Origin of the sequence: Aequorivita sublithincola DSM 14238 (assembly GCF_000265385.1) — a bacterium.
Taxonomy (GTDB): Bacteria; Bacteroidota; Bacteroidia; order Flavobacteriales; family Flavobacteriaceae; genus Aequorivita; species Aequorivita sublithincola.
Map to the genome: position 1 here is coordinate 639,277 of NC_018013.1, position 23,269 is coordinate 662,545.

General features: G+C 35.9%; 27 protein-coding genes and 1 tRNA gene. 25 read left to right on the top strand and 3 right to left on the bottom strand.

Translation table 11 applies throughout. The annotated features are described in order from the left end of the window. Positions 1-14 precede the first annotated feature (14 nt). Positions 15-410, bottom strand: a complete 396-nt coding sequence (locus AEQSU_RS03135) for a rhodanese-like domain-containing protein (RefSeq protein WP_014781407.1) — start codon at positions 408-410, stop codon at positions 15-17. Positions 411-422: 12 nt separating this feature from the next. Further along, positions 423-734, bottom strand: a complete 312-nt coding sequence (locus tag AEQSU_RS03140) for a rhodanese-like domain-containing protein (RefSeq protein WP_014781408.1) — start codon at positions 732-734, stop codon at positions 423-425. A gap of 34 nt (positions 735-768) precedes the next feature. On the opposite strand from AEQSU_RS03140, the gene AEQSU_RS16585 reads away from it, so the two are divergent. The 13 genes from AEQSU_RS16585 to AEQSU_RS03190 all read left to right on the top strand — a co-directional run bounded on the left by AEQSU_RS16585 (position 769) and on the right by AEQSU_RS03190 (position 10,602). Continuing rightward, complete coding sequence (locus tag AEQSU_RS16585; protein WP_014781409.1) at positions 769-927, top strand: hypothetical protein; 159 nt, start codon at positions 769-771, stop codon at positions 925-927. 117 nt (positions 928-1,044) lie between these two features. Next, positions 1,045-2,442: an anthranilate synthase component I family protein gene (locus AEQSU_RS03145; protein WP_014781410.1), complete on the top strand. Its 1,398-nt coding sequence runs from the start codon at positions 1,045-1,047 to the stop codon at positions 2,440-2,442. Positions 2,443-2,444: 2 nt separating this feature from the next. Next, positions 2,445-3,011 carry an anthranilate synthase component II gene (locus AEQSU_RS03150; RefSeq protein WP_014781411.1) on the top strand — a complete coding sequence of 189 codons (567 nt, stop codon included), beginning with the start codon at positions 2,445-2,447 and terminating at the stop codon, positions 3,009-3,011. Between the two features lies 1 nt (position 3,012). Then, entirely contained in the window at positions 3,013-4,008 is a 996-nt protein-coding gene (gene trpD, locus AEQSU_RS03155; RefSeq protein ID WP_014781412.1) for an anthranilate phosphoribosyltransferase, read from the top strand. An 11-nt stretch (positions 4,009-4,019) separates the two neighbouring features. Further along, entirely contained in the window at positions 4,020-4,802 is a 783-nt protein-coding gene (gene trpC, locus AEQSU_RS03160) for an indole-3-glycerol phosphate synthase TrpC (protein ID WP_014781413.1), read from the top strand. Between the two features lie 23 nt (positions 4,803-4,825). Continuing rightward, a complete protein-coding gene (locus tag AEQSU_RS03165; RefSeq protein ID WP_014781414.1) occupies positions 4,826-5,419 on the top strand; it encodes a phosphoribosylanthranilate isomerase in 594 nt (197 codons plus the stop codon). Continuing rightward, entirely contained in the window at positions 5,409-6,590 is a 1,182-nt protein-coding gene (gene trpB / locus AEQSU_RS03170; RefSeq protein WP_014781415.1) for a tryptophan synthase subunit beta, read from the top strand. The genes AEQSU_RS03165 and trpB overlap by 11 nt, the downstream gene beginning before the upstream one ends. A 57-nt stretch (positions 6,591-6,647) precedes the next feature. After that, positions 6,648-7,415 carry a tryptophan synthase subunit alpha gene (trpA, locus tag AEQSU_RS03175; protein WP_014781416.1) on the top strand — a complete coding sequence of 256 codons (768 nt, stop codon included), beginning with the start codon at positions 6,648-6,650 and terminating at the stop codon, positions 7,413-7,415. A gap of 85 nt (positions 7,416-7,500) precedes the next feature. Further along, a complete protein-coding gene (locus AEQSU_RS16990) occupies positions 7,501-7,629 on the top strand; it encodes a hypothetical protein (RefSeq protein WP_014781417.1) in 129 nt (42 codons plus the stop codon). Beyond that, the gene (locus AEQSU_RS16340; RefSeq protein ID WP_014781418.1) at positions 7,629-7,760 is read left to right on the top strand and encodes a 30S ribosomal protein THX; all 132 of its coding nucleotides are present in this window, start codon (positions 7,629-7,631) and stop codon (positions 7,758-7,760) included. Before AEQSU_RS16990 ends, AEQSU_RS16340 begins: the two co-directional genes overlap by 1 nt. Before the next feature lie 141 nt (positions 7,761-7,901). Next, positions 7,902-9,215 (top strand): hydroxymethylglutaryl-CoA reductase, degradative, encoded by a 1,314-nt coding sequence (locus AEQSU_RS03180; protein ID WP_014781419.1) that lies wholly within the window; start codon positions 7,902-7,904, stop codon positions 9,213-9,215. Positions 9,216-9,217: 2 nt separating this feature from the next. Then, complete coding sequence (locus AEQSU_RS03185) at positions 9,218-10,126, top strand: GYDIA family GHMP kinase (protein WP_014781420.1); 909 nt, start codon at positions 9,218-9,220, stop codon at positions 10,124-10,126. Then, positions 10,126-10,602 (top strand): hypothetical protein, encoded by a 477-nt coding sequence (locus AEQSU_RS03190; protein ID WP_014781421.1) that lies wholly within the window; start codon positions 10,126-10,128, stop codon positions 10,600-10,602. Before AEQSU_RS03185 ends, AEQSU_RS03190 begins: the two co-directional genes overlap by 1 nt. Before the next feature lie 112 nt (positions 10,603-10,714). Here AEQSU_RS03190 and AEQSU_RS03195 read toward each other — a convergent pair. After that, positions 10,715-10,787 (bottom strand) — tRNA-Phe (locus tag AEQSU_RS03195). A gap of 145 nt (positions 10,788-10,932) precedes the next feature. Here AEQSU_RS03195 and AEQSU_RS03200 point away from each other — a divergent pair. The 12 genes from AEQSU_RS03200 to AEQSU_RS03260 all read left to right on the top strand — a co-directional run bounded on the left by AEQSU_RS03200 (position 10,933) and on the right by AEQSU_RS03260 (position 23,265). After that, entirely contained in the window at positions 10,933-11,661 is a 729-nt protein-coding gene (locus AEQSU_RS03200; protein WP_014781422.1) for a type III pantothenate kinase, read from the top strand. Then, positions 11,661-12,899: a BamG family beta-barrel-assembly machinery protein gene (gene bamG, locus AEQSU_RS03205; protein WP_014781423.1), complete on the top strand. Its 1,239-nt coding sequence runs from the start codon at positions 11,661-11,663 to the stop codon at positions 12,897-12,899. Before AEQSU_RS03200 ends, bamG begins: the two co-directional genes overlap by 1 nt. Positions 12,900-12,918: 19 nt before the next feature. Continuing rightward, the gene (locus AEQSU_RS03210) at positions 12,919-14,283 is read left to right on the top strand and encodes a tetratricopeptide repeat protein (protein WP_042492267.1); all 1,365 of its coding nucleotides are present in this window, start codon (positions 12,919-12,921) and stop codon (positions 14,281-14,283) included. 2 nt (positions 14,284-14,285) lie between these two features. Then, positions 14,286-14,864, top strand: coding sequence for an LPS export ABC transporter periplasmic protein LptC (gene lptC, locus AEQSU_RS03215; RefSeq protein WP_014781425.1), 579 nt, complete (start codon positions 14,286-14,288; stop codon positions 14,862-14,864). 248 nt (positions 14,865-15,112) lie between these two features. Next, complete coding sequence (locus AEQSU_RS03225) at positions 15,113-16,366, top strand: hemolysin family protein (RefSeq protein ID WP_042491581.1); 1,254 nt, start codon at positions 15,113-15,115, stop codon at positions 16,364-16,366. Positions 16,367-16,560: 194 nt separating this feature from the next. Beyond that, entirely contained in the window at positions 16,561-18,675 is a 2,115-nt protein-coding gene (locus AEQSU_RS03230; protein WP_014781428.1) for a peptidylprolyl isomerase, read from the top strand. 140 nt (positions 18,676-18,815) lie between these two features. Next, entirely contained in the window at positions 18,816-19,721 is a 906-nt protein-coding gene (locus tag AEQSU_RS03235; RefSeq protein ID WP_014781429.1) for a tryptophan 2,3-dioxygenase family protein, read from the top strand. Between the two features lie 106 nt (positions 19,722-19,827). Continuing rightward, positions 19,828-20,175: a DUF488 domain-containing protein gene (locus AEQSU_RS03240; RefSeq protein WP_014781430.1), complete on the top strand. Its 348-nt coding sequence runs from the start codon at positions 19,828-19,830 to the stop codon at positions 20,173-20,175. Between the two features lie 61 nt (positions 20,176-20,236). Beyond that, positions 20,237-20,989, top strand: a complete 753-nt coding sequence (locus AEQSU_RS03245; protein WP_014781431.1) for a DUF481 domain-containing protein — start codon at positions 20,237-20,239, stop codon at positions 20,987-20,989. Between the two features lie 110 nt (positions 20,990-21,099). Continuing rightward, a complete protein-coding gene (locus tag AEQSU_RS03250; protein ID WP_014781432.1) occupies positions 21,100-21,438 on the top strand; it encodes an arsenosugar biosynthesis-associated peroxidase-like protein in 339 nt (112 codons plus the stop codon). A gap of 62 nt (positions 21,439-21,500) precedes the next feature. Beyond that, positions 21,501-22,577 (top strand): arsenosugar biosynthesis radical SAM (seleno)protein ArsS, encoded by a 1,077-nt coding sequence (arsS, locus tag AEQSU_RS03255; protein WP_014781433.1) that lies wholly within the window; start codon positions 21,501-21,503, stop codon positions 22,575-22,577. A 1-nt stretch (position 22,578) separates the two neighbouring features. After that, positions 22,579-23,265 (top strand): TIGR04282 family arsenosugar biosynthesis glycosyltransferase, encoded by a 687-nt coding sequence (locus tag AEQSU_RS03260; protein ID WP_014781434.1) that lies wholly within the window; start codon positions 22,579-22,581, stop codon positions 23,263-23,265. Positions 23,266-23,269 lie beyond the last annotated feature (4 nt).

Genomic DNA, 23,269 nt, shown 5'->3' on the forward strand with positions numbered 1-23,269 from the left:
ATTTAAGAAGAAAATTAGTTTTTGTCTTGAAATCCGTCTTCTACCCAATGAATATAGCCACCATTCATATCATAAATTTCTTTAAACCCAACATCTTTAAGGATCAAAGCTGCTTTTGCACTTCTTTTTCCGCTTCGGCAGTATAAATAAATTGGCTCGTCCAAGTTTAATTTTTCTGCCTGGGTTATAAAATCAGTTTCCAGAACATTAATGTTTTTGGCATTATCAAGATGCCCTTCAGCAAATTCTTCTGGTGTGCGTACATCAACCAATTGAACATCTTTTTTGGCGGTTACATCATGGTACTCCTGCCGACTCAAAAGATGTATTTCCTGTGCAACGCTACTGTCATTACAGGCTGTAAAAAAAAGAATTATGGTAAGTCCAAAAAGTATTGATAGCTTTTTCATTGTATAAATTTTTTAATTAATTGTTTCGCCTTTGTATTCCATAATCCCACCTTTTAGGTTGTAGGCATTTTTTACACCAACAGAATTAAGCAACATACAAGCCTGCCCACTTCTGCCACCAGAGCGACAATAAACATAATAATTTTTGTGTGGATCCAATTGTTTTGCACGTTGAAGAAATTCCGCGCCGTTAAAAATATCAATTTGAATTGCTCCAGGAATATACCCTTCCTCAAACTCTGCATCTGTGCGAACGTCCAGAATTACTGCATTATCATCCTTTTCACATTGTTCACACCACTGTTGTTGGGTCAAGTCTGCCATTTTATAAATTTTTTGGTAAAATTAAACAATATGAATGAAGCGAAACAAAATTTTAAAAAATTTTATCATAATGCTTTCTGATAAAAAAAACCTTTCTATATTTGAACTTCAAAATTATGAAAACAATTACAACAAATACTTGGTGGTGGAGCAACTTACGAAAAACAACGTGAGCGAAACACCTATAGTATAACATATACAAAAAGGCTTGTCAATCACGACAAGCCTTTTTTTTTTGCCCGTACCCTTTGGCTCCGCTCAGGGTACTTTAATGGGTCTTTGAGCGGAGCCGAAAAGAAAAAATTTAAAAATGAAATATAATTTAAAAACATATTCAAAAAAGCTCTTGGCAGACACCCTCACGCCTGTTTCGGTTTATTTGCGGTTGCGCGATAAATTTCCGAATAGTCTATTGCTAGAAAGTAGCGACTATCACGCCAACGACAATAGTTTTAGTTATATCTGCTTTAATCCAATTGCTACCATTAAAGTTGAAAACGAGACTATTTTTCAACAATTTCCCGATGGAAAAAGTTCAATTACTGAAATTTCAGAAAACATAAATGTCCCAAAAATTTTAGATGAATTTGCTGCTTCTTTTTCTTCCGAAGAAAATAACTTCAAGTTCATCAACAACGGTCTTTTCGGATATATGGCTTTTGATGCAGTTAAATATTTTGAAGATATTCAGCTTTCGAAAAAAGAGGAAAACCTGGGGATGCCAGATTTGTATTATGCAGTTTATCAAAATGTAATTGCGATAAACCATTTCAATAACGAAGCATACATTTTTGCACATACTTATGAAGCCGAAAACAACATTCCGCAGATTGAACAAATTATGAAGTCAAAGAGCTTTGCTGAATTTTCCTTTGAAAGAAATGGCGAACGAACCACCAACCTTAATGATGAAGATTTTAAAGCATTGGTTCGAAAATGCAAAGAACATTGCCAGCGTGGCGATGTGTTTCAAATTGTACCCAGCAAACGTTTTTCGCAGAAATTTACTGGTGATGAATTCAACGTTTATCGAGCATTGCGAAGTGTGAATCCTTCGCCTTATTTGTTTTATTTCGACTACGGAAATTTTAAAATTTTCGGAAGTTCGCCCGAAGCGCAGTTAATTGTAAAAGGAAATCGCGCAGAAATCCATCCAATTGCAGGAACTTTTAAGCGCACCGGAAACGACGAACAAGACGCTGAGCTCGCCAAAAAACTTTCCGAAGACAAAAAAGAAAACAGCGAACACGTAATGCTTGTAGATTTGGCACGAAACGATTTAAGCCGCCATGGCACAAATGTAAAAGTGGAAACATATCGAGAAGTTCAGTTTTTCTCGCACGTAATTCATTTGGTAAGCAAAGTTACTGCGACGAAAAATCCAAAAACATCAACCATGCAAATCGTTGCAGATACATTTCCTGCAGGAACATTGAGCGGCGCACCAAAACACAAAGCCTTGCAATTGCTAGAAAAATATGAAAATAGAAGTCGTGAGTTTTACGGTGGCGCCATAGGTTTTATGGACTTTAACGGAAATTTTAATCACGCCATTATCATCCGTTCCTTTGTGAGCAAAAACCATACATTACATTATCAAGCCGGCGCTGGCGTGGTTTCAGAAAGCAATGAAGAAAATGAATTGCAGGAAGTTTATAATAAATTGGGCGCACTAACGAAAGCGCTGGAATTAGCTGAAAGTATATAAATATGAAAATATTAGTAATAGACAATTACGACAGTTTTGTTTACAATCTGGTTCACTATTTAGAAGAATTAGATTGCGAAGTAACCGTAAGACGAAACGACAAATTTTACTTGGAAGAAGCAGAAGATTACGATAAAATCCTTCTCTCACCTGGCCCAGGAATTCCCGATGAAGCCGGTTTGCTGAAAGCAGTAATTCAAAAATATGCTGCGTCAAAACCAATTTTTGGTGTGTGTTTAGGCCAACAAGCAATAGGCGAAGTTTTTGGCGGAAAGCTAGAAAACTTGAGCAAGGTTTTTCACGGGGTTACCACAAAAGCAACAATCATTTCAGAAAACGAACAGCTTTTTAAAGGATTGGAAAAGGAAATAGAAATAGGCCGTTACCACAGTTGGGTAGTTTCAAAAGAAAATTTTCCAGCCATTTTGGAAATTACTTCGGTAGATGAAAACGGTCAGATTATGTCTCTTCGTCATAAAGTTTACGATGTTTGCGGCGTACAGTTTCACCCCGAAAGTGTGTTGACGCCAAAAGGAAAACAAATTATTAAAAATTGGATTGAAAGTTAAAATGAAACAAATTCTAAACAGATTAATAAATCACGAGCAACTCACCAAAAGTGAAGCAAGAACCGTTTTGGTGAATATTTCTGAAGGAAAATACAACCAAAACCAGATTGCAGCTTTTTTGACTGTTTATATGATGCGAAACGTAAGTTTGGAAGAATTAGAGGGATTTAGAGACGCATTGCTTGACTTGTGTTTGGCGGTCGATTTCGATAACTACAACACCATCGATCTATGCGGAACTGGTGGCGACGGAAAAAATACTTTTAACATTTCAACTTTAGCGTCTTTCGTTACGGCTGGTGCGGGCGTGAAAGTAACCAAACACGGTAATTACGGGGTTTCTTCAATTAGCGGAAGTAGCAATGTTATGGAAGCATTGGGTATAAAATTTAGCAATAAAAAAGATTTTTTGAAACGCTGTTTGGATAAAGCTGGAATTTGTGTTTTGCACGCTCCCCTATTCCACCCAGCAATGAAAAACGTTGCACCAATCCGCAAAGAATTAGGCGTAAAAACCTTTTTCAATATGTTGGGACCTATGGTGAACCCAGCTTTTCCGAAAAATCAGTTGGTTGGAGTTTATGATTTGGAATTAGCGCGTATGTACGGCTATCTTTATCAAAAAAGTGAAAAGAATTATGCGGTGCTTCACGCTATGGACGGTTATGATGAAATTTCTTTAACTGGACCAGTAAAAGTGATTACGAAAGCTTCAGAAAATATTTTAAATGCAGAAGATTTCGGCGTAAAACAGATTGAAGAATCCCAGATATTTGGAGGCGAAACAGTAAAATCTTCCGCAGAAATATTTTTGAATATTTTAAACGGGAAAGGCACCGAAGCCCAAAATAATGTAGTCTGTGCAAATGCCGGAATGGCTATTTCCGTAGTTGAAAACTGTACAATATTAGAAGGTTTTGAAAAGGCGAAACAGTCTTTACAATCTGGAAAAGCATTGGATTCATTAAAAAAATTACAACAATTATCTAACGATTAACGATTACGAAAATGACAATCTTAGAAAAAATAACAGCCTACAAACTAAAAGAAGTTGCCGCGAAAAGAGAAACAATTCCAACCCGTTTGTTGGAAAAATTTCCACTCTTTGCAAAAGAAACAAAATCTTTGGCGGAAGCGTTGCGAATTTCAACCACAGGAATTATTGCCGAACACAAGCGCCGTTCGCCCAGCAAATCGGTAATAAACGACAAAGTCTTGTTGCACGAAGTAGTTTCAGGCTACGAACTTGCTGGGGCAAAAGGGATTTCAGTTTTAACGGATTCTAACTTTTTTGGCGGCTCTTTGGACGATCTTTTGTTAGCTGAAAAAACAGTTTCAATCCCTATTCTGCGCAAGGAATTTATAGTTGATCCCTATCAAATATACGAAGCCAAAGCTTTCGGCGCAGATACTATTTTGCTGATTGCAGCTTGCCTTTCCGCGGAAGAATTAAAACAGTTTTCTCATTTGGCCAAAAGCTTAAGACTAGACGTTTTGCTCGAAGTTCACAATCTTGAAGAACTTCAAAAATCACTTTTACCAAATGTAGATATGATTGGTGTTAACAACAGAAATCTGAAAAATTTCAAAGTAAATATTGAAACCAGTAAAAAACTGTCAGCAGAGATTCCGCATGATTTTGTGAAAATTTCTGAAAGTGGAATCAGCGATGTAGAAACCATAAAAGATTTAAGAACTTATGGTTTTGAAGGATTTTTAATAGGTGAAAATTTCATGAAAACCGAAAATCCTGGTGAAACAGCTAAAGCATTTATAGAGAAATTGAGATGAAACCATTGTTAAAAATCTGCGGAATGAAAGATAACATAGCCGAAGTTGCCGCGCTTCAGCCAGATTATTTAGGCTTTATTTTTTACGATAAGAGTCCGAGGTTTTTTGATGGTGAAATTCCAACGCTACCAGACGGAGTTAAGAAAGTTGGCGTTTTTGTAGATGAAAAAATTTCAAAAGTTATTGAATTGACTAAAAAACACTCCTTAGATTATATTCAACTTCACGGTAACGAAAGCAAGGAGTATGTGCTGGATTTGCAATGGTATTTAGTTTTTTCAAACACATTAGTCTGGAAAGCTTTTGGTATTGATGATGACTTCGATTTTAGCCAATTATCAATTTTCGAAAACAAAGTAGACAAATTTCTTTTCGACACAAAAGGAAAAGATAAAGGTGGAAACGGCTTCACTTTCAATTGGGAGATTCTAAAGAAATACAAACTTAAAAAACCTTTCATTTTAAGTGGTGGTATTGGTTTGAATGAAGTTGATTCGTTAAAAGAGTTACTAAAAACCGACCTTCCAATTCACGCAATTGATGTAAACAGCAAGTTTGAAGATGAACCAGGTTTGAAAAATATTGAAGATTTAAAAAAATTCAAAAATGAATTATAACGTAAACGAAAAAGGCTATTACGGCGAGTTTGGTGGCGCATACATTCCAGAAATGTTGTATCCCAATGTGGAAGAACTTCGTCAGAATTATTTAAAAGTTATGGCTGAGGAATCTTTTCAAAAAGAATTTCAGCAATTGCTAAAAGAATATGTGGGTCGCCCTACTCCGCTCTATTTTGCGAAGCGGCTTTCAGAAAAATACAACACAAAAATCTATTTAAAACGTGAAGATCTTTGCCATACAGGTGCTCATAAAGTAAACAATACCATCGGCCAGATTTTAATGGCCCAACGTTTGGGCAAAACTCGCATTATTGCTGAAACTGGCGCAGGACAACACGGTGTTGCAACAGCCACAGTTTGCGCACTAATGGGTTTGGAGTGTATCGTTTTTATGGGAGAAGTTGATATTAAACGTCAAGCGCCCAATGTTGCTCGAATGAAAATGCTCGGCGCAAAAGTAGTTCCCGCAACAAGCGGAAGTAAAACTTTAAAAGACGCGACTAATGAAGCCATTCGCGATTGGATCAATAATCCTCTGGACACACATTATATTATAGGTAGCGTGGTTGGTCCGCATCCGTATCCAGATATGGTTGCGCGTTTTCAAAGTGTGATTTCTGAAGAAATAAAAATGCAACTCAAAGAAAAGTTAGGTCGTGAAAACCCAGATTTTGTTGTTGCCTGTGTTGGCGGAGGCAGTAATGCTGCAGGAGCTTTTTATCATTATTTAGACAAACCAGAAGTTGGAATTATCGCAGTGGAAGCTGCTGGAAAAGGAATTGATAGTGGCGAAAGCGCTGCAACTTCAGCCTTAGGAAAAGTTGGAATTATTCACGGTAGTAAAACCTTGTTGATGCAAACGAATGATGGGCAAATTACAGAACCTTACTCTATTTCCGCAGGTTTAGATTATCCTGGAGTTGGCCCAATGCACGCCAATCTTTTTGCTTCGGGTCGTGGGGAATTTATTTCAATAACCGATGTAGAAGCGATGAAAGCAGGTCTTGAACTTTGTAAATTGGAAGGAATTATTCCCGCCATTGAAAGCAGTCATGCGCTCGCCATTTTTGAGAATAGAAAATTCAAAAAAGACGATGTGGTTGTTGTGAATTTAAGCGGTCGTGGAGATAAAGATTTAGATACTTATATAAAATATTTCAATTTATAAACAAATTTAAACCTGACAGGTTTTAAAAACCTGTCAGGTTTAATCTTCTATATTATTATGAATAGAATTCAAGAAAAACTTTCAGAAAATAAAAAGCTTCTTTCCATTTACTTCACCGCTGGTTATCCAAAACTTGACGATACAGTTGAAATACTTCAGCAATTAGAAAAAAACGGCGTAGATATGGTTGAAATCGGTTTGCCGTTCAGTGATCCTTTGGCAGATGGACCCACTATTCAAGCAAGTTCGCAAGTGGCTTTGAAAAATGGGATGACTACAGAATTACTTTTTCAGCAATTGAAAGATGTTCGAAAAACGGTTTCAATCCCGCTAATAATCATGGGGTATTTCAATCCAGTGCTTCAGTTTGGGGTTGAAAATTTCTGTAAAAAATGTGCAGAAGTTGGTATTGACGGCTTGATTCTTCCAGATCTTCCATTGGCTGAATATGAAGAACATTATTCCGAAATCTTCAAAAAATATGGCTTAATGAATATCTTTTTAATCACGCCACAAACTTACGAAGAACGAATTCGGCAAATTGATAATGCTTCCGAAGGATTTATTTATATGGTTAGTAGCGCCAGTGTTACTGGAAGTTCATCAGGCTTTGGAAATGCACAAGAAGATTATTTTAAAAGAATTGCTACGCTTTCGCTTAAAAATCCTCAGATTGTTGGCTTCGGAATAAATAATTCTGAAACTTTTCAGCAAGCTACAAAACATGCAAAAGGAGCAATCATAGGTAGCGCATTTATAAAAATGCTTTCAGACAAAGGCTTGGGTGAAATTTCGAATTTCTTAAACGCGATCAGAAAGGTTTAACCATTATTTAGCAAGGGTTTAGCAGAATTTGTGATTTAGGTTTTATACTTTAGGAATTCAACAATAATTCAAAAGAAAAGAAACCATGGAAAAGAAATTTGAAAGAAAAACAGAGCAGACAAATCCTACAAACCCAACTGGAAATATCAACCAAAAAACCAATAAGGTTGACATTGATAAAAAGACTATCAAAAAACAACAAAATAAAAAGTAATGGGGAGAGGTGATAAAAAAACAAAGCGCGGAAAAATAAGTATTGGCTCTCACGGTAAATTACGACCAAAACGCAAAAAATTCAACGTCAGGCCGAAACCCGTGAAAGATGCACAGGAAAAAGAAGCTTAAAACACTTTTGATTTTCGTTTTAAGCTGAATGGAAAAGGTATTTAAAAACAATATTGTTTTTAAATACCTTTTTCTTTATTAAATGATTCTGAAGAAACTACATCGAAATACTATCTTTGCTATTAATTGATATATACATAAATGAACCAATCTGTTTCTGGATTTTCTAAGAAAACTAAAGCCGAAAAAATTGAATGGCTTGCAGAAAACTATCTGCAAAACAATCCAAATTCCATTCAAATTTTAAAAAATTACTGGAATGAAGACGCTTCGTTACAGCAACTTCACGACGATTTTATTGAAAATACGCTTTCAAACTATTATTTACCTTTTGGAATCGCACCCAACTTTTTGATTGATGGAGAGCTTTACGCTTTACCAATGGTTACAGAGGAAAGCTCGGTTGTTGCCGCTGCCAGCAATGCCGCCAAGTTTTGGTTTGAGCGCGGTGGGTTTAAGGCTGAAGTCATTTCAACAGAAAAAAATGGTCAAATACATTTCAATTTCTACGGAGATGAAAAAGAATTTGAAGCTTTTTTTGAAGAAACAAAACCGAAACTTCGCAACAGCATCCAATCCATCGAAAAAAACATGAAAGCCCGCGGCGGTGGACTTTTAGAACTTTCGCTAGTTGATAAATCACATATACTAGAAGGATATTTTTACATTCACGCAACCTTTGAAACTTTGGATGCTATGGGTGCCAATTTCATAAACAGTTGTTTGGAACAAATGGCACACACTTTTGAAGAGGAAGCCAGAAATTTTGGAACATTTCAGAAGAAAAAAACCTTTCCTGAAGTTGTGATGAGCATCCTCTCCAACTACGTTCCCGAATGTTTGGTTCGTGCCGAAGTGAGCTGTAAAGTTGAAGAATTAACTACAAAACATTACGAAGGAAAACATTTTGCAGAAAAATTTGTACGCGCCATAGATATAGCAAAAACCGAGACAAGACGAGCCGTGACGCATAATAAAGGAATTATGAACGGTGTGGACGCTGTTGTTTTGGCAACTGGAAATGATTTCCGCGCTGTTGAAGCGGGAGTTCACGCGTATGCAGCCAGAAATAGCTATTACGGAAGCTTAACACACGCTAAAATCGAAGACGATGTTTTCACCTTTTGGATTGAATTGCCGTTGGCTATTGGTACTGTTGGCGGTTTAACATCGCTTCATCCACTAACAAGATTGGCTTTTGAAATTCTTCAAAAACCAGATGCTAAGGAATTAATGAAAATTATAGCAGTTGCCGGTTTAGCCCAAAACTTTGCAGCAATTCGGTCTTTGGTTACAACCGGAATCCAAAAAGGACATATGAAAATGCACTTGATGAATATTTTAAACCAATTCAACGCTTCAAAGGAAGAAAAAAATGAGTCATTGGAATATTTTAAGGAGAATGCGGTTTCGCATAGTTCTGTGGTAGCTTTTTTGGAAAATATTAGGAAATAGGTATGCTTAAATTCCACAGCAACGGAAAATTATTGCTCACAGGTGAATATGTAGTGCTTGATGGCGCTACTGCATTGGCTATTCCCACTAAATTTGGACAGTTTTTGGAAGTTGACTCTTCAACAAAGAAAGAGATTAACTGGAAAAGTTTGGATGAAAAAGGAGTGGTTTGGTTTGAAGATTTCTTCACTTCGCATACTTTTCAAAGTAAAAATACTGAAAATACAATCTCAAAAACACTCTCAACAATTCTTCGTGAAGCAAAAAAACTAAATCAAAATTTCCTTTCCATAGAAGAAGGTATCATTGTAATCACTAAACTTGACTTTCCCCGAAATTGGGGCTTGGGCACTTCTTCAACTTTGATAAACAACATTGCACAATGGGCAGAAGTAGATGCTTTTGAACTTTTGAAAAATAGTTTTGGAGGAAGCGGATACGATATTGCAGCAGCGCAAAATGATTCTCCTATTTTATACGAATTGCAAAATGGAATTCCAAAATTTGAAAAAGTAAAACTCAATTGGAGCTTTACAGACCGTCTGTTTTTTGTTCACTTAAACCAAAAACAAGATAGTAAAGAAGGGATTTCGAGATACAGAAATGCATCGGTTGATAAAAAACTCATTCAACAAATTTCAAACATCAGTCATAATCTCTTGACTTGCAATTCACTTTCAGAATTTGAAAAGTTGATGAATTTACACGAGGAAATTATTTCGAAAATTATAGGTCTTCCAACTATTAAAGAGCAGTTTTTTAGTGATTATTCTGGAACAATCAAAAGTTTAGGCGCTTGGGGTGGGGATTTTGTATTAGCGACTGGAAATGTAATGAATCAGGAATATTTTAGAAGAAAAGGTTTTGGAACTATTATTTCATTTGAAGAAATGATTAAAATCTATAAATAATGAAATTTTTCATTCTATTTTTATTGACTTTTTTCTGCTTTCAAACATCAATATCCCAAGTTGAAGTATCTTCTGGAACTTCAAAATATAGTGGCGATATTATCTGTAATATCAAGGATGGCAACATTTATAACGAAAACTCGAACTATTCAGGAGATATTCTATGTAACATATCCGATAACAAAATCTACAAGAAAAATTCAAAATATTCTGGAGATATTCTTTTTTCGATATCAAATGGAAAGGTTTATCAGGGTAATTCTAATTACTCGGGAGATGTCTTAATGAACATTAAGGACGGAAAAGTCTATACTAAAAATTCTAATTATTCAGGAGATATAATAATGAATATAAGGGACGGGAAGGTTTACAACGGAAATTCAAATTATAGCGGCGACATTCTTTTTAATATAGATAATATGGTTTCTATTGAAGAATTTGTGGCTATTTATTATGTTTTTAAGTATGTCTATTAATAAAAACTTCAATTTCGTCTATTAGTCAGTCATTTATAAATGTAATTTCACATTTGTTTTCGCACCAAAAAACAAAAAACCCTGTAAGTCATAGACTTACAGGGAGTTCTTGTGGTGCCTCCAAGAATCGAACTAGGGACACATGGATTTTCAGTCCATTGCTCTACCAACTGAGCTAAGGCACCATTATTGAGACGGCAAATATAAAGCTATTTTCGTTTTTGCAAAACATTAATTAAAAAAATAAAAAGATATTCCACTTTTACTTTAATAACACCTTAACAATAAGTTGTTAACTCAAGTTGTATTTTTATCCCCTCAATAAAAAAAATGAATCTAGTAATAGATGTAGGAAACACACTCGTAAAGCTTGGAGTATTTGACTCTGGCAAGCTTGAGCTAAAAAAAACGTGCAATAAAAATGACTTTTTGCTTACTCTTGCTGAAATATCTGAAACTTTTCCAAATATTACAAAAACCATTGTTTCTTCAGTTGCAAATCTTTCGGAAGAGCAGCTTTCTAAGTTAAATCAACTATTTGATGTCTTCGTTTTAAACCACGAAACTAAAGTTCCATTTACTAATAAATACGGAACGCCAGAAACTTTGGGAATAGACCGGATTGCTTTAGTGAGCGCGGCTACCGAACACTATTCAAACAAAAATGTATTGATAATTGATGCAGGAACCTGCGTTACTTATGATTTTATAAATGAAGAAAACGAATATTTGGGCGGTGCGATTTCTCCTGGTATTTCACTTCGATATAAAGCGCTACATACGTTTACAGAAAAATTACCGTTACTTGAAACAAACCATCCCAATACATATATAGGAAACAATACTAATGACTCAATCCATTCGGGAGTCGTTAACGGTATTTTATTCGAATTAGACGGCTTTATAACTGAGTATAGAAAAAATTATAACAATTTAACAGTTATTTTAACAGGAGGAGACACACATTTTTTGCGAGATAGCATAAAAAATGACATCTTTGCCAACTCAAATTTTTTATTGGAGGGATTGAACCATATTTTAGAATATAACAAGCTTTGATGTTTAAAAAAATAGTAATTGGTTTATTTTTACTTATAACCAGTATCGCTCTTGCCCAGGAAGGAACCACCTCACCTTATTCATTTTACGGTATTGGGTCGCTAAAATTTCGCGGTACTGTAGAAAATAGAGCTATGGGAGGCTTAAGTGTTTTCTCTGATAGTATTCACCTAAATCTTCAGAATCCTGCTGGATATTCTGGATTGCGATTGATTAACTTTTCAATCGGGGCTAGTCATAAAGCAATTACTCAAAAAACCGCTACAGAAAGCCAAAACACTTCATCTACAACCTTGGATTATATGGCTATGGGAATACCAATGGGTAAATTCGGAATGGGTTTCGGATTGATCCCTTATTCTTCTGTAGGCTATGATTTTTATTCTGAAACAGACAAAAACATTACGCAATATGAAGGAATGGGTGGCTTAAACAAGGCCTTTCTTTCTCTTGGTTATCAAGTTACACCAGAACTAAGCATAGGTGCAGATGTAAATTATAACTTTGGTAAAATAGAGAATACCGCTGTTACACAAAAATTTGATGTTCAAAACGGAACTCGTGTGGTTAACAGATCTAATCTTTCTGGTTTCAACGTTAACATTGGAGCGATGTACAAAAGCATGGTAACGGAAGACCTTGAACTTACTGGATCGGTAACTTTTAGTCCTGGAACAAAATTCTCTTCAGAAAATTATAGAAAAACAGGAAGTGTTTCTATTCTACCTTCTGGAATATTCTCAGTTGATGAAAGAGAAGTTCCTGTGGCAGACACAGATTTTACTTTTCCTTCGCAAATCACACTTGGTTTAGGGATGAGCAAACCTAAAAATTGGGGTCTTGGATTGGAATACGTAAACCAAAAAACGAGTAATTTTACAAATCGTGCTTTCACCAATGAAAATGTAACCTATAACAACGCGTCCAAAGCTAAATTGGGAGGATTTTATATTCCTAACTATAATTCCTTCGGAAATTACTTAAATAGAGTTGTTTACAGAGCTGGAGTAAGAGTAGAACAGACAGGTTTAAACATAGACGGACACGACATAAATGAGTTTGGCATATCTTTTGGAGTTGGACTACCTATCGGAAAGTTATTCTCTAATATGAACTTAGGGTTTGAACTTGGAAAACGAGGAACAAACGATTTTGGTTTGATCCAAGAAAACTTTTTCAACACATTCTTAAGCTTCTCATTAAACGATCGCTGGTTCGAAAAAAGATTATATGACTAATACTACTAATAGCAATACCATGAAAACAAAATTCCTTTTATTAATTACCGTTGCACTACTTTCTGTTTCTGCAAAGTCGATCGCCCAGGCACCTGATGATTGTACCATTCTATTGTCTTATTTTACGGAACAAGCTAAGGTGAAAAATTACGAAGCAGCACTGCCTCATTATGAAAAACTGATAAAAGACTGTCCTAAAGCTAATATGGCTATTTACCAATACGCGGTAAAAATGTTTGACTATTTTATTGAAGAAAAAGGCGATAAAAGTAAAGTGAATGATCTTATTGAGGCATATCAATTAAGACTTCAAAACTTTCCAGAGCAAACCAAAGAAGGTGATGTACTTTCTACAATTGCTCAAATAAAATATGATAACAACATAGGAACTAAAGAAGAACAATTTAAAGCTTACGATGAAGCCTTCAAAAAATATCCTGCAGATTTCACCAGCGGAAAAAGTCTTTATACTTATTTCTCTCTTGCTGTAGATTTACAGAGCGAAGGAAAGAAAAGCCTTCAAGAAATTTTTGATCTTTATGACGTTGTAATCAGTAAAATTGATACTGAGAAAAATAGCCTTGCTTCAAAACTTACTCCTTTAATGGATAAGGAAGAAGCAGGAACTGCGTTAACTGATAAAGAACAACGTGCCAAAGATGTTTACGAAAACAACCTAGGCGTTTATGGAACTGTTGAAGGAAGCGTTAACGGAAAATTAGGCCAGTTAGCAGATTGTCCTAACCTTATTCCTCTTTACGAAAAGGATTATGAAGAGAAAAAGAACGATATTGATTGGTTGAAAAATGCAAGTAACAGACTTGATGCAAAAGATTGTGAAAGCCCGTTATCAAACAAATTGGCCGTTCGTCTTCACGAATTGGAACCAAGTTCAACTTCTGCATACTTATTAGGTAAGCAAGCTGAATCTGAAGGTAAAGCTTCTAAAGCTTTGGAATACTTTAACCAAGCAGCAGATCTTGAAAGCGACAATTCTAAAAAAGCACGTATTTATTATAGTATTGCAGAAAACTACCGCAAAAAAGGAAGTTATGGAACTGCAAGAAATTACTATAACAAAATGCTTGACGCAAAACCATCTGCTGGAATCGCTTATTTAAAAATCGCACAAATGATTGGTGATAGTTCAAATAGCTGTGGAAGCACAGTATTTGAAAAAAGAGCTATTAACTGGCTTGCTGCAGATATGGCGGCAAAAGCTGCTAGAGTAGACGGATCACTTGCTTCATCTGCAAATGCTGCTGCTAGTGCTTACAGACAACGTGCCCCTCAAGCAAGCGATATCTTCTCTGAAGGTATGGCAGGTAAAACAGTTAAATTTAACTGTTGGGTTGGCGGAAGCGTAAGGGTTCCTAACTTATAAGAATGTACACCTCAATAAATATGTTTAAAAGCGTGATGGTCTTGCTATTGACCATCACGCTTTTTGCTTGTGAAAGTAATTACAAAAATGTAAAAAGGTTGAGTCTTTCAGACGGTGCGCCGATTGCTGAAGGAAAAGGAATTAATTTTAAATATACAGATTCCGGGAAATTGGTCACAAATTTACTGGCTGATAAATTGCTAGATTATTCAAATCTAGAATTTCCGTATAAAGAATTTCCTAAAGGCATTGAAGTTCGTTTTTGGGACGAAGACGGTAAAAAAAACACAGTAACGGCAGACTATGCCATCCAGTTTGACAATACTGGCCTAGTAGATCTGCGAAGCAATGTTGTTGTCGTAACCGCGGACAGCGTGGTCCTAAAAGCGAACCAACTTTATTGGGACCAAAAAAATAAATGGATCTTTACAGACCAACCCTACCGAATAAAATTCAAGGACGGATCCTATAACGATGGCGCCGTTGGGTTTGACAGCAGTGAAGATTTCACTACCTTTCTATCCAGAAAAAATCAAGGAGTTCAACTAGTTGACAAAACAAAAACTGAAGATGTTAAGTAAATTATACCGCTTTTTTGAATACGCATACCTTATATTCGCAGCCTTTTTTATTTATGAAGCAATAAATAAATGGAGCACCGAACCAAATCAGGCTTATCTTTTTATCTTTATTGCAGTAGTCGCTGTCTTTATGTTTTTCTTCAAAAGAAATTTCAGAAAGAAAATTGAAGAACGGAATAAATAGTTTCAGGTTTCAAGTTGTCGAAACCCTAACTTTGAACCTCAAATCTTGAACCTTGAATCTATAAATGGATTACAGTATAATAATCATACTAACAATGCTTATCCTCTCCGCCTTTTTCTCGGGGATGGAAATCGCTTACGTTTCTTCCAACAAAATCCACATCGAGATTGAAAAGAAGCAGAACAACTTCCTAGCTGGAATTCTTAAAAAAATAACGAGACGTCCTTCAAAATTTATTGCTACCATGCTTGTTGGCAATAACATTGCCCTAGTTATCTACGGATTTTTTATGGGCGATCTTTTGATGGAATATATCCCCATTGCAGGGTTTAGCGGTTTGTTGATCCAGACCATTATTTCCACTTTAGTAATTTTAATGACTGCGGAATTTCTTCCGAAAGTTTTCTTCCAAATCTATGCGAATAGTTTAGTGAAAATCTTTGCCGTTCCTGCCTATTTCTTCTACATTCTTTTTTCTTTAATTTCTGAATTCATCATTTGGATTTCAGACTTGGTTCTAAAATTAATCTTTAAGTCTGAAGGTGATACCGTGCAACTAAGTTTCAGCAAACTGGAACTTGGTAATTATATTTCAGAACAAATGGACATCGCTGAAACCAAGGAAGAAATGGATTCAGAAATACAAATATTTCAGAACGCGCTAGATTTTTCTGAAGTAAAATCTCGCGAAGCAATGATTCCACGAACAGAAGTTATGGCGGTAGATATTGAAACATCACCAAAAGAACTGGCCAAACTTTTCACAGAAACAGGTCTTTCAAAAATTTTGATTTATAAAGAAAACATAGACGATATTTTAGGTTATGTGCATTCGTTTGAGCTTTTCAAAAAACCAGCAAACCTCAAGGAGGTATTGATGCCAGTGGTTTTTGTGCCAGAAACAATGCTTATTAAAGATGTTCTCGGCATTCTTAGTAAAAAACGAAAAAGTATAGCCGTGGTTATTGATGAATACGGCGGAACAAGTGGAATCATAACCGTTGAAGATATTATTGAAGAGCTTTTTGGCGACATTGAAGACGAACACGACAGCATTGCACTAATTGAAGAAGAACTTGGTGAAAATCACTACAAATTTTCTGCTCGTTTGGAAGTGGATTACCTAAACGAGAACTACAAATTTGACTTGGAAGAAAGCGAAAACTACGAAACCCTTGGCGGCCTTATCGTAAACCACACCGAAGAAATCCCAGAAAAAGGAGAGACCGTTGAAATTGACGATTTTATCTTCACGATCTTAGAAGTTTCCAACACAAAAATTGAACTCGTGGAACTTAAAGTTGTTCACGAAGATTAGATTTCAAACATTTCCTCAATTTTTTTGCTTTACTTTTTTATTAGTGATAGGAAAATGGTATTTTCGCCACCTGAATTATTTAAAAAACAAATCCTCTAAAACCTTGATTAACATTAAGAGATAAAAGGAAATCACAACCAAACCCCGCTCATTCGGCAAAACCGACGAAAAGGAATATAAATTTTGAACATCAAATGGCAATCTTAAACAGTATTAGAAAAAGAGGGATATTCCTTATCCTTATTATTGCATTGGCACTTTTTGCCTTTATTTTAAGTGATGTGTTAACCAAGGGTAACAGTGGTCCAAAAGGTCAGGACACCATCGCAACCATAAATGGAACGGACATTTCTAGACAAACTTTTATGGAAGAAGTGGAAGTCACACAACGTAACTTGGGACCAAATGGAAACACCGCACAAGCCATGAACATGGTTTGGGATCGGGAATTGCGCAGTGTTATCTTGGACGAGCAGATTGAAAAAGCTGGTATTACCGTCGAAAAAGCACAAATCGACAACGCACTAAAAACTTCTTTAGCTAATAACCCAACTTTCTTAAACGAAGCAGGACAAGTAGATGATGGCAAAATCCAAGAATATATTGCCAGCATCAAAGCTTCTTCTAAAGATATGTATGCACAATGGCTTAAGTTTGAAGAAAACACCGCCGATGGTGTGCTTCAAGCTACTTATTACAATATGATAAAAGGTGGATTACGTTCCACAGTTGCCGAAGGTGAACAAGAATATCACTTCCAAAATGACAACTTGAATTTTCAGTACGCAATGATTCCTTATACTAAAATTGCAGATGAAGACGTGAAGGTGTCTGATGACGAAATTAAAAATTACGTTGCGGCACATCCAAACGACTATCAAGTAGAGGCTCAAGCAGACATTCAATATGTATTCTTCGCTGAAAATCCATCTGAAAGTGATTCAGAAGAAGCTAAAACAGATGTTACTGCTTTGTTGAATGACAAAGTTGAGTTTAATAAAGACACTAAAGCAAACGATACGATTGCAGGGTTTAGACACACTAAAGATAACGAGGAATTTGTAAATGCTAATTCAGACCTTCCTTATTTTGACGGTTGGATGTTTAAAAAAGACCTTCCTGCAACTGTTGCAGATACACTTATCAATTTGAACAAAGGTGATGTTTATGGTCCTTATCAAGTTGAAAAGGCACTTTATCTTTCTAAAGTTATTGATACTAAAAAAATGCCGGATTCAGCTGAATCTAAGCACATCTTGATCCGTTACGTTGGTACAATGCGTGCTCCCGAAACCGTTACAAGAACTAAGGAAGAAGCACAAAAATTGGCTGATAGTATTTTGAGTGTTGTGAAAAAAGACAAATCGAAATTTGCTGCACTTGCTTTAGAATTTTCTGATGACAGTTCTAAAGATAAGGGTGGAGATTTAGGAAATTCAACTCCTGGAAGAATGGTTCCTCCTTTTGATAATTTTATCTTCAATAACCCAGTAGGAACAATTGGTCTAGTTGAAACCGACTTTGGTTTTCATGTTGTAGAAGTAGTTAAACAATCAGAACCGAAAAAAGGTGTTAAGCTTGCTACCGTTGTAAAAAACATTGAACCTTCAGATAAAACAATAAACCAAGTATTCTCAGATGCTTCAAAATTTGAAGTTGCTGTTCAGAAAGGAGATTTCGACGAACTAGCAAAAGCGCAGAATCTTGAAGTGAAACCCGTAAACAAAATGAACAATATGGACGGCAATATTCCTGGAATAGGTCAAAACCGAACCATTGTTAACTGGGCTTTCAATGAGGACTCAAATGTTGGAGACACTAAACGTTTCAGCGTTACAGATGGATATGTTATTGCACAACTTACACGCAAAAACGATAAAGGCCTTATGCCAACAGCAGATGCTTCTGCAACAGTAACGCCAATTTTGCGCAACCAGAAAAAAGCTGCAAAAATTCGCGAATCGCTTAAAGACAGTACTCTTGAAGAAATTGCCGCAAGCCAGAATATTGTGGTTCAAAGTGCAACAGGTATAAGTATGGCAAATCCAACTGTTGGCGCAAATAATGAGCCTAAAGTAGTTGGTGCCGCTTTCGGAACTAAACCTGGAGAATCTACTTCATTAATAGACGGTACAGCTGGGGTTTATAAAGTAAAAGTAACTGCTTTCAATCCAGCTCCTAAAATGGAATCATATGTAAATTTCGCCAACCAACTGAGCGCTAAAGCAGCTCCATTAGCGCAAGGTCAAGTTTACAACGCTCTTAAAAAGAAAGCCGACATCCAAGATAACCGCGCTAATTTTTATTAGTAACCGTTAAGCAAAAATTTAAAAAAGCCTTGTTAGAAGATTTCTAGCAAGGCTTTTTCTTTAAAAGTCATTTCAAAATACTTCAAATAATATAAAAATATCTGTTATTTTTAAGGAATTTTTTTATTCACAGAAACATTATGGACAACAACGATATTATAGAAGCAATAAAACAAAAATATATAGACCTTGGCGAAAATCCAGAAACCTATTTCAAAGGGTTATTACAGGCAAAACCTATAAATTATTGGGATTATATTCAAGTAGACACACTCCTTTCCCTTCAAAAAACGCGGACCGACTTTAAGGATGAAGAAATATTCGTAATGTATCATCAAGTTACGGAACTTACCTTAAAGATGATGATACACGAAATAAAACAACTTTCTGAAGGCGAAAACCTTCCTGAAGATGTTTGGATGACAAAATTAGACAGGCTAAAAAGGTACACCCGAATGCTCATCACTTCTTTCGACATAATGAAAGACGGGATGAACTATGACGATTACAACGTCTTTCGTTCTACGTTAACGCCGGCTAGTGGTTTCCAAAGTGCATCGTTTCGTTATTTAGAACTTTACTGCACCAAACTCGAAAATCTCATCAATAGCCAAGGCCAACTACGCTTACCAGAAAATCCTACCTTAGAAGATTACTTTGAAAACATCTACTGGAAAGACGCTGGATACAATAGGAAAACAGGCCAAAAGACTTTAACTTTACGTCAATTCATCGAGAAATACGAAGATGATTTTAAGGATTTAGCTGAAAAAACAAAAGGCAAAACGTTAGAAGAAAGGGTTGCACAAATGGAAAACCCTTCCGAAGAACTAAAAGATAAACTAAAACAGTTTGACCATTTTTACAACGTAGCTTGGCCGCTGGTTCATTTAGATACCGCCAATCATTATTTAACAAGCAAAGGCGTGACTAAAGCTGCAACTGGAGGTTCCGAATGGCAAAAATACCTTCACCCAAAATATCAGCAACGTAAGTTTTTTCCAGAATTATGGTCTGCGGAAGAAATTGCTACCTGGGGAGAATAGTTATTCGGGATTCGTTAATTCGTGATTCGTTAATTCGGAAAATGAGATTTGGGATTTGGGATTTGGGATTTGTTATTTGTTATTTGTTATTTGTTATTTTAAAAATATGGATATTCAAATTAAAAGGATTTATGAAGATGTCACCAAAATCGATGGTTTCAGAGTTTTGGTGGATAGAATTTGGCCACGTGGCGTAAGCAAAGAAGATGCTAAACTTGACGAATGGATGAAAGAAATTGCCCCTTCAACCGAGCTTCGAAAATGGTTTGACCATAAAGAAGAACGTTTTGATTCGTTCGTAAAAAAGTATAATGAAGAACTGAAAAATCATTCAGATTTAGTTGAAAAATTACTAGAAACAGCAAAAGATAAACGCCTTACTCTCCTCTACGGCGCAAAAGATGAAAAAAATAACCAAGCAGTGGTTCTCAAAACATATCTAGAAAACAACTGATATCTTCCTAGTAAAATCTTTTTATTATTTTTAATTCACTAACCAATCATTTGAAAATAGGATGAAATATATAGTTGTGCTTATAATTATCTGCTTCTCGCTTTCCGCGAAATCACAGATCCTCAATGCCGAATCACTTCGGAAAGTAACAGACACCTCAGGATTTTCAGGTTCTGCAAGCCTTGATTTTTCCTTAAAACGCGATGTAAATCAATCTCTTGAAGTGAGTTCTAGCTTTCACATTCAATATAAAATGAAGAAGCATTTAGTTTTGCTTAAAAACGATATAGAGTTTCAAAAAATAGAAGGCACTAAACTTGAAAATGCCGGCATAGCGCATCTTCGCTATAATTACCGTTTTCATCCGCGCATCGCTTTAGAAGCATTTACACAAGCACAATACAACAAGGTTTCAAAAATAGAATTCAGAGGTCTTGTTGGTGCTGGACCTAGATTTAAAGTAACCACTTCAGAGAAATTCAAAGTCTATTTAGGCACACATTTAATGTATGAATACGAAGAGTTGAGTGATGGCATAACCCCAATTCAACGAGATTTCAGAAGCACCTCCTATCTATCGTTTAGTTTTTATCCAACAAAAACCATGAGCCTCATTAGCACCACATATTATCAACCTAAACTAAAGGACTTTGGAGACTACCGCTTTTCTAACCAAAGCTCCCTATTGATTGATGTTTTTAAAAATTTTGCCTTTAAAACTTCCTACACTTTTATCTACGACGAAACTCCAGCGGTAGGAATTCCAAATTCACAATATAATCTAAAAACCGGGGTTGCATATACTTTTGATTAAACTCATAAAAAAATCGTAAGCAATCCTATTTTTGAAAGACTACTCCCTATATTTACCGTTATTGAAAAACCAAAATGGTTTCAATTTCGTAACTATAACTAAAATCAATCATGGCCTCCAATAACTATTATGACCCTGCCGATCTCCGTAAATTTGGAAACATCACCGAATGGAGTAAAGAACTAGGCGATAAATTTTTTGATTACTACGGAAAAGTTTTTGAAGAAGGCGCTCTAACCGCCCGTGAAAAAGCTTTAATTGCGCTAGCTGTTGCGCACACCGAACAATGCCCCTATTGCATTGACGCCTACACAAAAGATAATCTGCAAAAAGGCGTAACGAAAGAGGAAATGATGGAAGCCATACACGTAGGCGCAGCCATAAAAAGCGGCGCAACCTTAGTTCATGGAGTAATGATGATGAACAAAGTAAACAAATTGGAAATGTAGCCTCGCGATTAATCTCTCACCTACTTCAATAATTCATTCGAATAAAACTCATAAAAATTTTTATGCTTAAAGAAAAAAAGAAAAAACAACAATCCCTTCATAAACGCGATAGCGAATTTGCAGTAGCAAACAAGCAACTCGAAAAACTTTCTAACGGAATTTTTGCTAGCGGAGAGCTTCCTACTTTTTCTGAAAAAATTAAGGAAACAGGACAATTCCCGCTTCGCCCAAATAAATTGGAAATCCTTCAAATAAACGTTGGTTATATGTGCAACCAAGTTTGCGAGCATTGCCACGTAGATGCCGGCCCAGACCGAAAGGAAATCATGACGCGCGAAACCATGATGCAGTGCTTGGATGTTATAAAAAACACTGGTGCGCACACGTTGGATCTTACTGGTGGCGCTCCAGAAATGAACCCGGATTTCCGTTGGTTTGTGGATGAAGCAAGCAAAGCCGGAATTAAGAATTTCATCGTCAGAAGTAATTTGACAATTATTCGCGCCAATAAAAAATACTACGATTTACCAGATTTTTTCAAAAGTCACAATGTACATGTTGTAAGCAGCATGCCACACTGGACACGCGGAAAAACTGATAAACAAAGAGGTGAAGGTGTTTTTGACTTATCCATTAGAGCATTACAAGAACTAAACGCAGTTGGCTACGGAATGCCAGACAGCGATCTGCGTTTAGATCTAGTTTACAATCCAAGCGGCGCCTATTTACCCGGCGACCAGGCCAGTATGGAAAAAGACTTCAAAAAAGCTTTGCTCGAAGATTTTCGAATACATTTTCACAATCTTTTTGCTATCACAAATCTTCCAGTTGCTAGATTTTTGGATTATTTGATTGCTTCTGAAAACTATGAAGATTATATGTATCAATTAGTTGAAGCATACAATCCTGCTGCTGTTAAAAGCGTAATGTGCCGAAATACAATCTCAATAAGCTGGGATGGCTATTTGTACGATTGTGATTTCAACCAAATGCTAGAGTTGAAAGTTGCGAGTAAAATTCAGCATATTTCAGAATATAACGAAGATATTTTAAACGACAGAAAAATTATAATTTCTCAGCACTGTTACGGCTGCACTGCAGGAGCAGGAAGTAGCTGCCAAGGTGCAGTTGCGGAATAAAATGACCAATCAAAAAACCGCCATATTAATTTTTGCGAACTCAGCCCAACAAGAGGCTGTAAATAAACCGTTCCGCAAATCTTCGGCGATTTTTGACGTACTTAACAAACAGACTCTTCAAAAAGTAAAACGCAGTAAACTGCCTTACTTTCTAATTTCTGAAGAAGAACAAAAAGGTGAAACTTTTGGCGAAAGATATACGAATGCCATTCAGTTTGTGTACGATCAAGGTTTTGAAAATGTTATAACTGTTGGAAACGACACGCCTCAACTTCAAACTTCGCAATTAATTGAAACTGCTAAAAAACTTGAAGAAAATCCAATAATTCTAGGACCTTCAAAAGACGGCGGTTATTATATGATGGGATTGAATAAATCTCAATTTAACTTAGAGACTTTCCTAAACCTTCCTTGGCAGACTTCACAGTTAACAAAACATATTTCAAGATTACTTTCTGCAAGAAAAATAAAAATTGTTTTTCTAAAAATGCTTACGGATATTGATAATATCTCTGACGCTAAATCGGTTTTAAATGATTTCAGAAATATTAGTTCCGCACTTAGAAAAATTCTTCTTTCTCTATTTTCTTCAGAAAAAATTATAATTTCATACTCACCTTTTTTCTTTCAAAATTCTTCGGAAGAAATCAATTACAATAAAGGTTCTCCCCTATTGCTTCATATTTAATCGT

What these genes read in the sequence shown, in the direction of transcription:
- AEQSU_RS03165 (WP_014781414.1), top strand. Translation starts at nt 4,826, where the DNA reads ATGAAAGATAACATAGCCGAAGTTGCCGCGCTTCAGCCAGATTATTTA.
- AEQSU_RS03230 (WP_014781428.1), top strand. Translation starts at nt 16,561, where the DNA reads ATGGCAATCTTAAACAGTATTAGAAAAAGAGGGATATTCCTTATCCTT.
- AEQSU_RS03235 (WP_014781429.1), top strand. Translation starts at nt 18,816, where the DNA reads ATGGACAACAACGATATTATAGAAGCAATAAAACAAAAATATATAGAC.
- AEQSU_RS16585 (WP_014781409.1), top strand. Translation starts at nt 769, where the DNA reads ATGAAGCGAAACAAAATTTTAAAAAATTTTATCATAATGCTTTCTGAT.
- trpB (WP_014781415.1), top strand. Translation starts at nt 5,409, where the DNA reads ATGAATTATAACGTAAACGAAAAAGGCTATTACGGCGAGTTTGGTGGC.
- AEQSU_RS03190 (WP_014781421.1), top strand. Translation starts at nt 10,126, where the DNA reads ATGAAATTTTTCATTCTATTTTTATTGACTTTTTTCTGCTTTCAAACA.
- AEQSU_RS16340 (WP_014781418.1), top strand. Translation starts at nt 7,629, where the DNA reads ATGGGGAGAGGTGATAAAAAAACAAAGCGCGGAAAAATAAGTATTGGC.
- AEQSU_RS03145 (WP_014781410.1), top strand. Translation starts at nt 1,045, where the DNA reads ATGAAATATAATTTAAAAACATATTCAAAAAAGCTCTTGGCAGACACC.
- AEQSU_RS03260 (WP_014781434.1), top strand. Translation starts at nt 22,579, where the DNA reads ATGACCAATCAAAAAACCGCCATATTAATTTTTGCGAACTCAGCCCAA.
- AEQSU_RS03245 (WP_014781431.1), top strand. Translation starts at nt 20,237, where the DNA reads ATGAAATATATAGTTGTGCTTATAATTATCTGCTTCTCGCTTTCCGCG.
- trpD (WP_014781412.1), top strand. Translation starts at nt 3,013, where the DNA reads ATGAAACAAATTCTAAACAGATTAATAAATCACGAGCAACTCACCAAA.
- arsS (WP_014781433.1), top strand. Translation starts at nt 21,501, where the DNA reads ATGCTTAAAGAAAAAAAGAAAAAACAACAATCCCTTCATAAACGCGAT.
- trpC (WP_014781413.1), top strand. Translation starts at nt 4,020, where the DNA reads ATGACAATCTTAGAAAAAATAACAGCCTACAAACTAAAAGAAGTTGCC.
- AEQSU_RS03180 (WP_014781419.1), top strand. Translation starts at nt 7,902, where the DNA reads ATGAACCAATCTGTTTCTGGATTTTCTAAGAAAACTAAAGCCGAAAAA.
- AEQSU_RS03150 (WP_014781411.1), top strand. Translation starts at nt 2,445, where the DNA reads ATGAAAATATTAGTAATAGACAATTACGACAGTTTTGTTTACAATCTG.
- AEQSU_RS03135 (WP_014781407.1), bottom strand. Translation starts at nt 410, where the DNA reads ATGAAAAAGCTATCAATACTTTTTGGACTTACCATAATTCTTTTTTTT.
- AEQSU_RS03185 (WP_014781420.1), top strand. Translation starts at nt 9,218, where the DNA reads ATGCTTAAATTCCACAGCAACGGAAAATTATTGCTCACAGGTGAATAT.
- AEQSU_RS03210 (WP_042492267.1), top strand. Translation starts at nt 12,919, where the DNA reads ATGAAAACAAAATTCCTTTTATTAATTACCGTTGCACTACTTTCTGTT.
- bamG (WP_014781423.1), top strand. Translation starts at nt 11,661, where the DNA reads ATGTTTAAAAAAATAGTAATTGGTTTATTTTTACTTATAACCAGTATC.
- AEQSU_RS03200 (WP_014781422.1), top strand. Translation starts at nt 10,933, where the DNA reads ATGAATCTAGTAATAGATGTAGGAAACACACTCGTAAAGCTTGGAGTA.
- AEQSU_RS03225 (WP_042491581.1), top strand. Translation starts at nt 15,113, where the DNA reads ATGGATTACAGTATAATAATCATACTAACAATGCTTATCCTCTCCGCC.
- AEQSU_RS03140 (WP_014781408.1), bottom strand. Translation starts at nt 734, where the DNA reads ATGGCAGACTTGACCCAACAACAGTGGTGTGAACAATGTGAAAAGGAT.
- lptC (WP_014781425.1), top strand. Translation starts at nt 14,286, where the DNA reads ATGTACACCTCAATAAATATGTTTAAAAGCGTGATGGTCTTGCTATTG.
- AEQSU_RS16990 (WP_014781417.1), top strand. Translation starts at nt 7,501, where the DNA reads ATGGAAAAGAAATTTGAAAGAAAAACAGAGCAGACAAATCCTACAAAC.
- AEQSU_RS03240 (WP_014781430.1), top strand. Translation starts at nt 19,828, where the DNA reads ATGGATATTCAAATTAAAAGGATTTATGAAGATGTCACCAAAATCGAT.
- AEQSU_RS03250 (WP_014781432.1), top strand. Translation starts at nt 21,100, where the DNA reads ATGGCCTCCAATAACTATTATGACCCTGCCGATCTCCGTAAATTTGGA.
- trpA (WP_014781416.1), top strand. Translation starts at nt 6,648, where the DNA reads ATGAATAGAATTCAAGAAAAACTTTCAGAAAATAAAAAGCTTCTTTCC.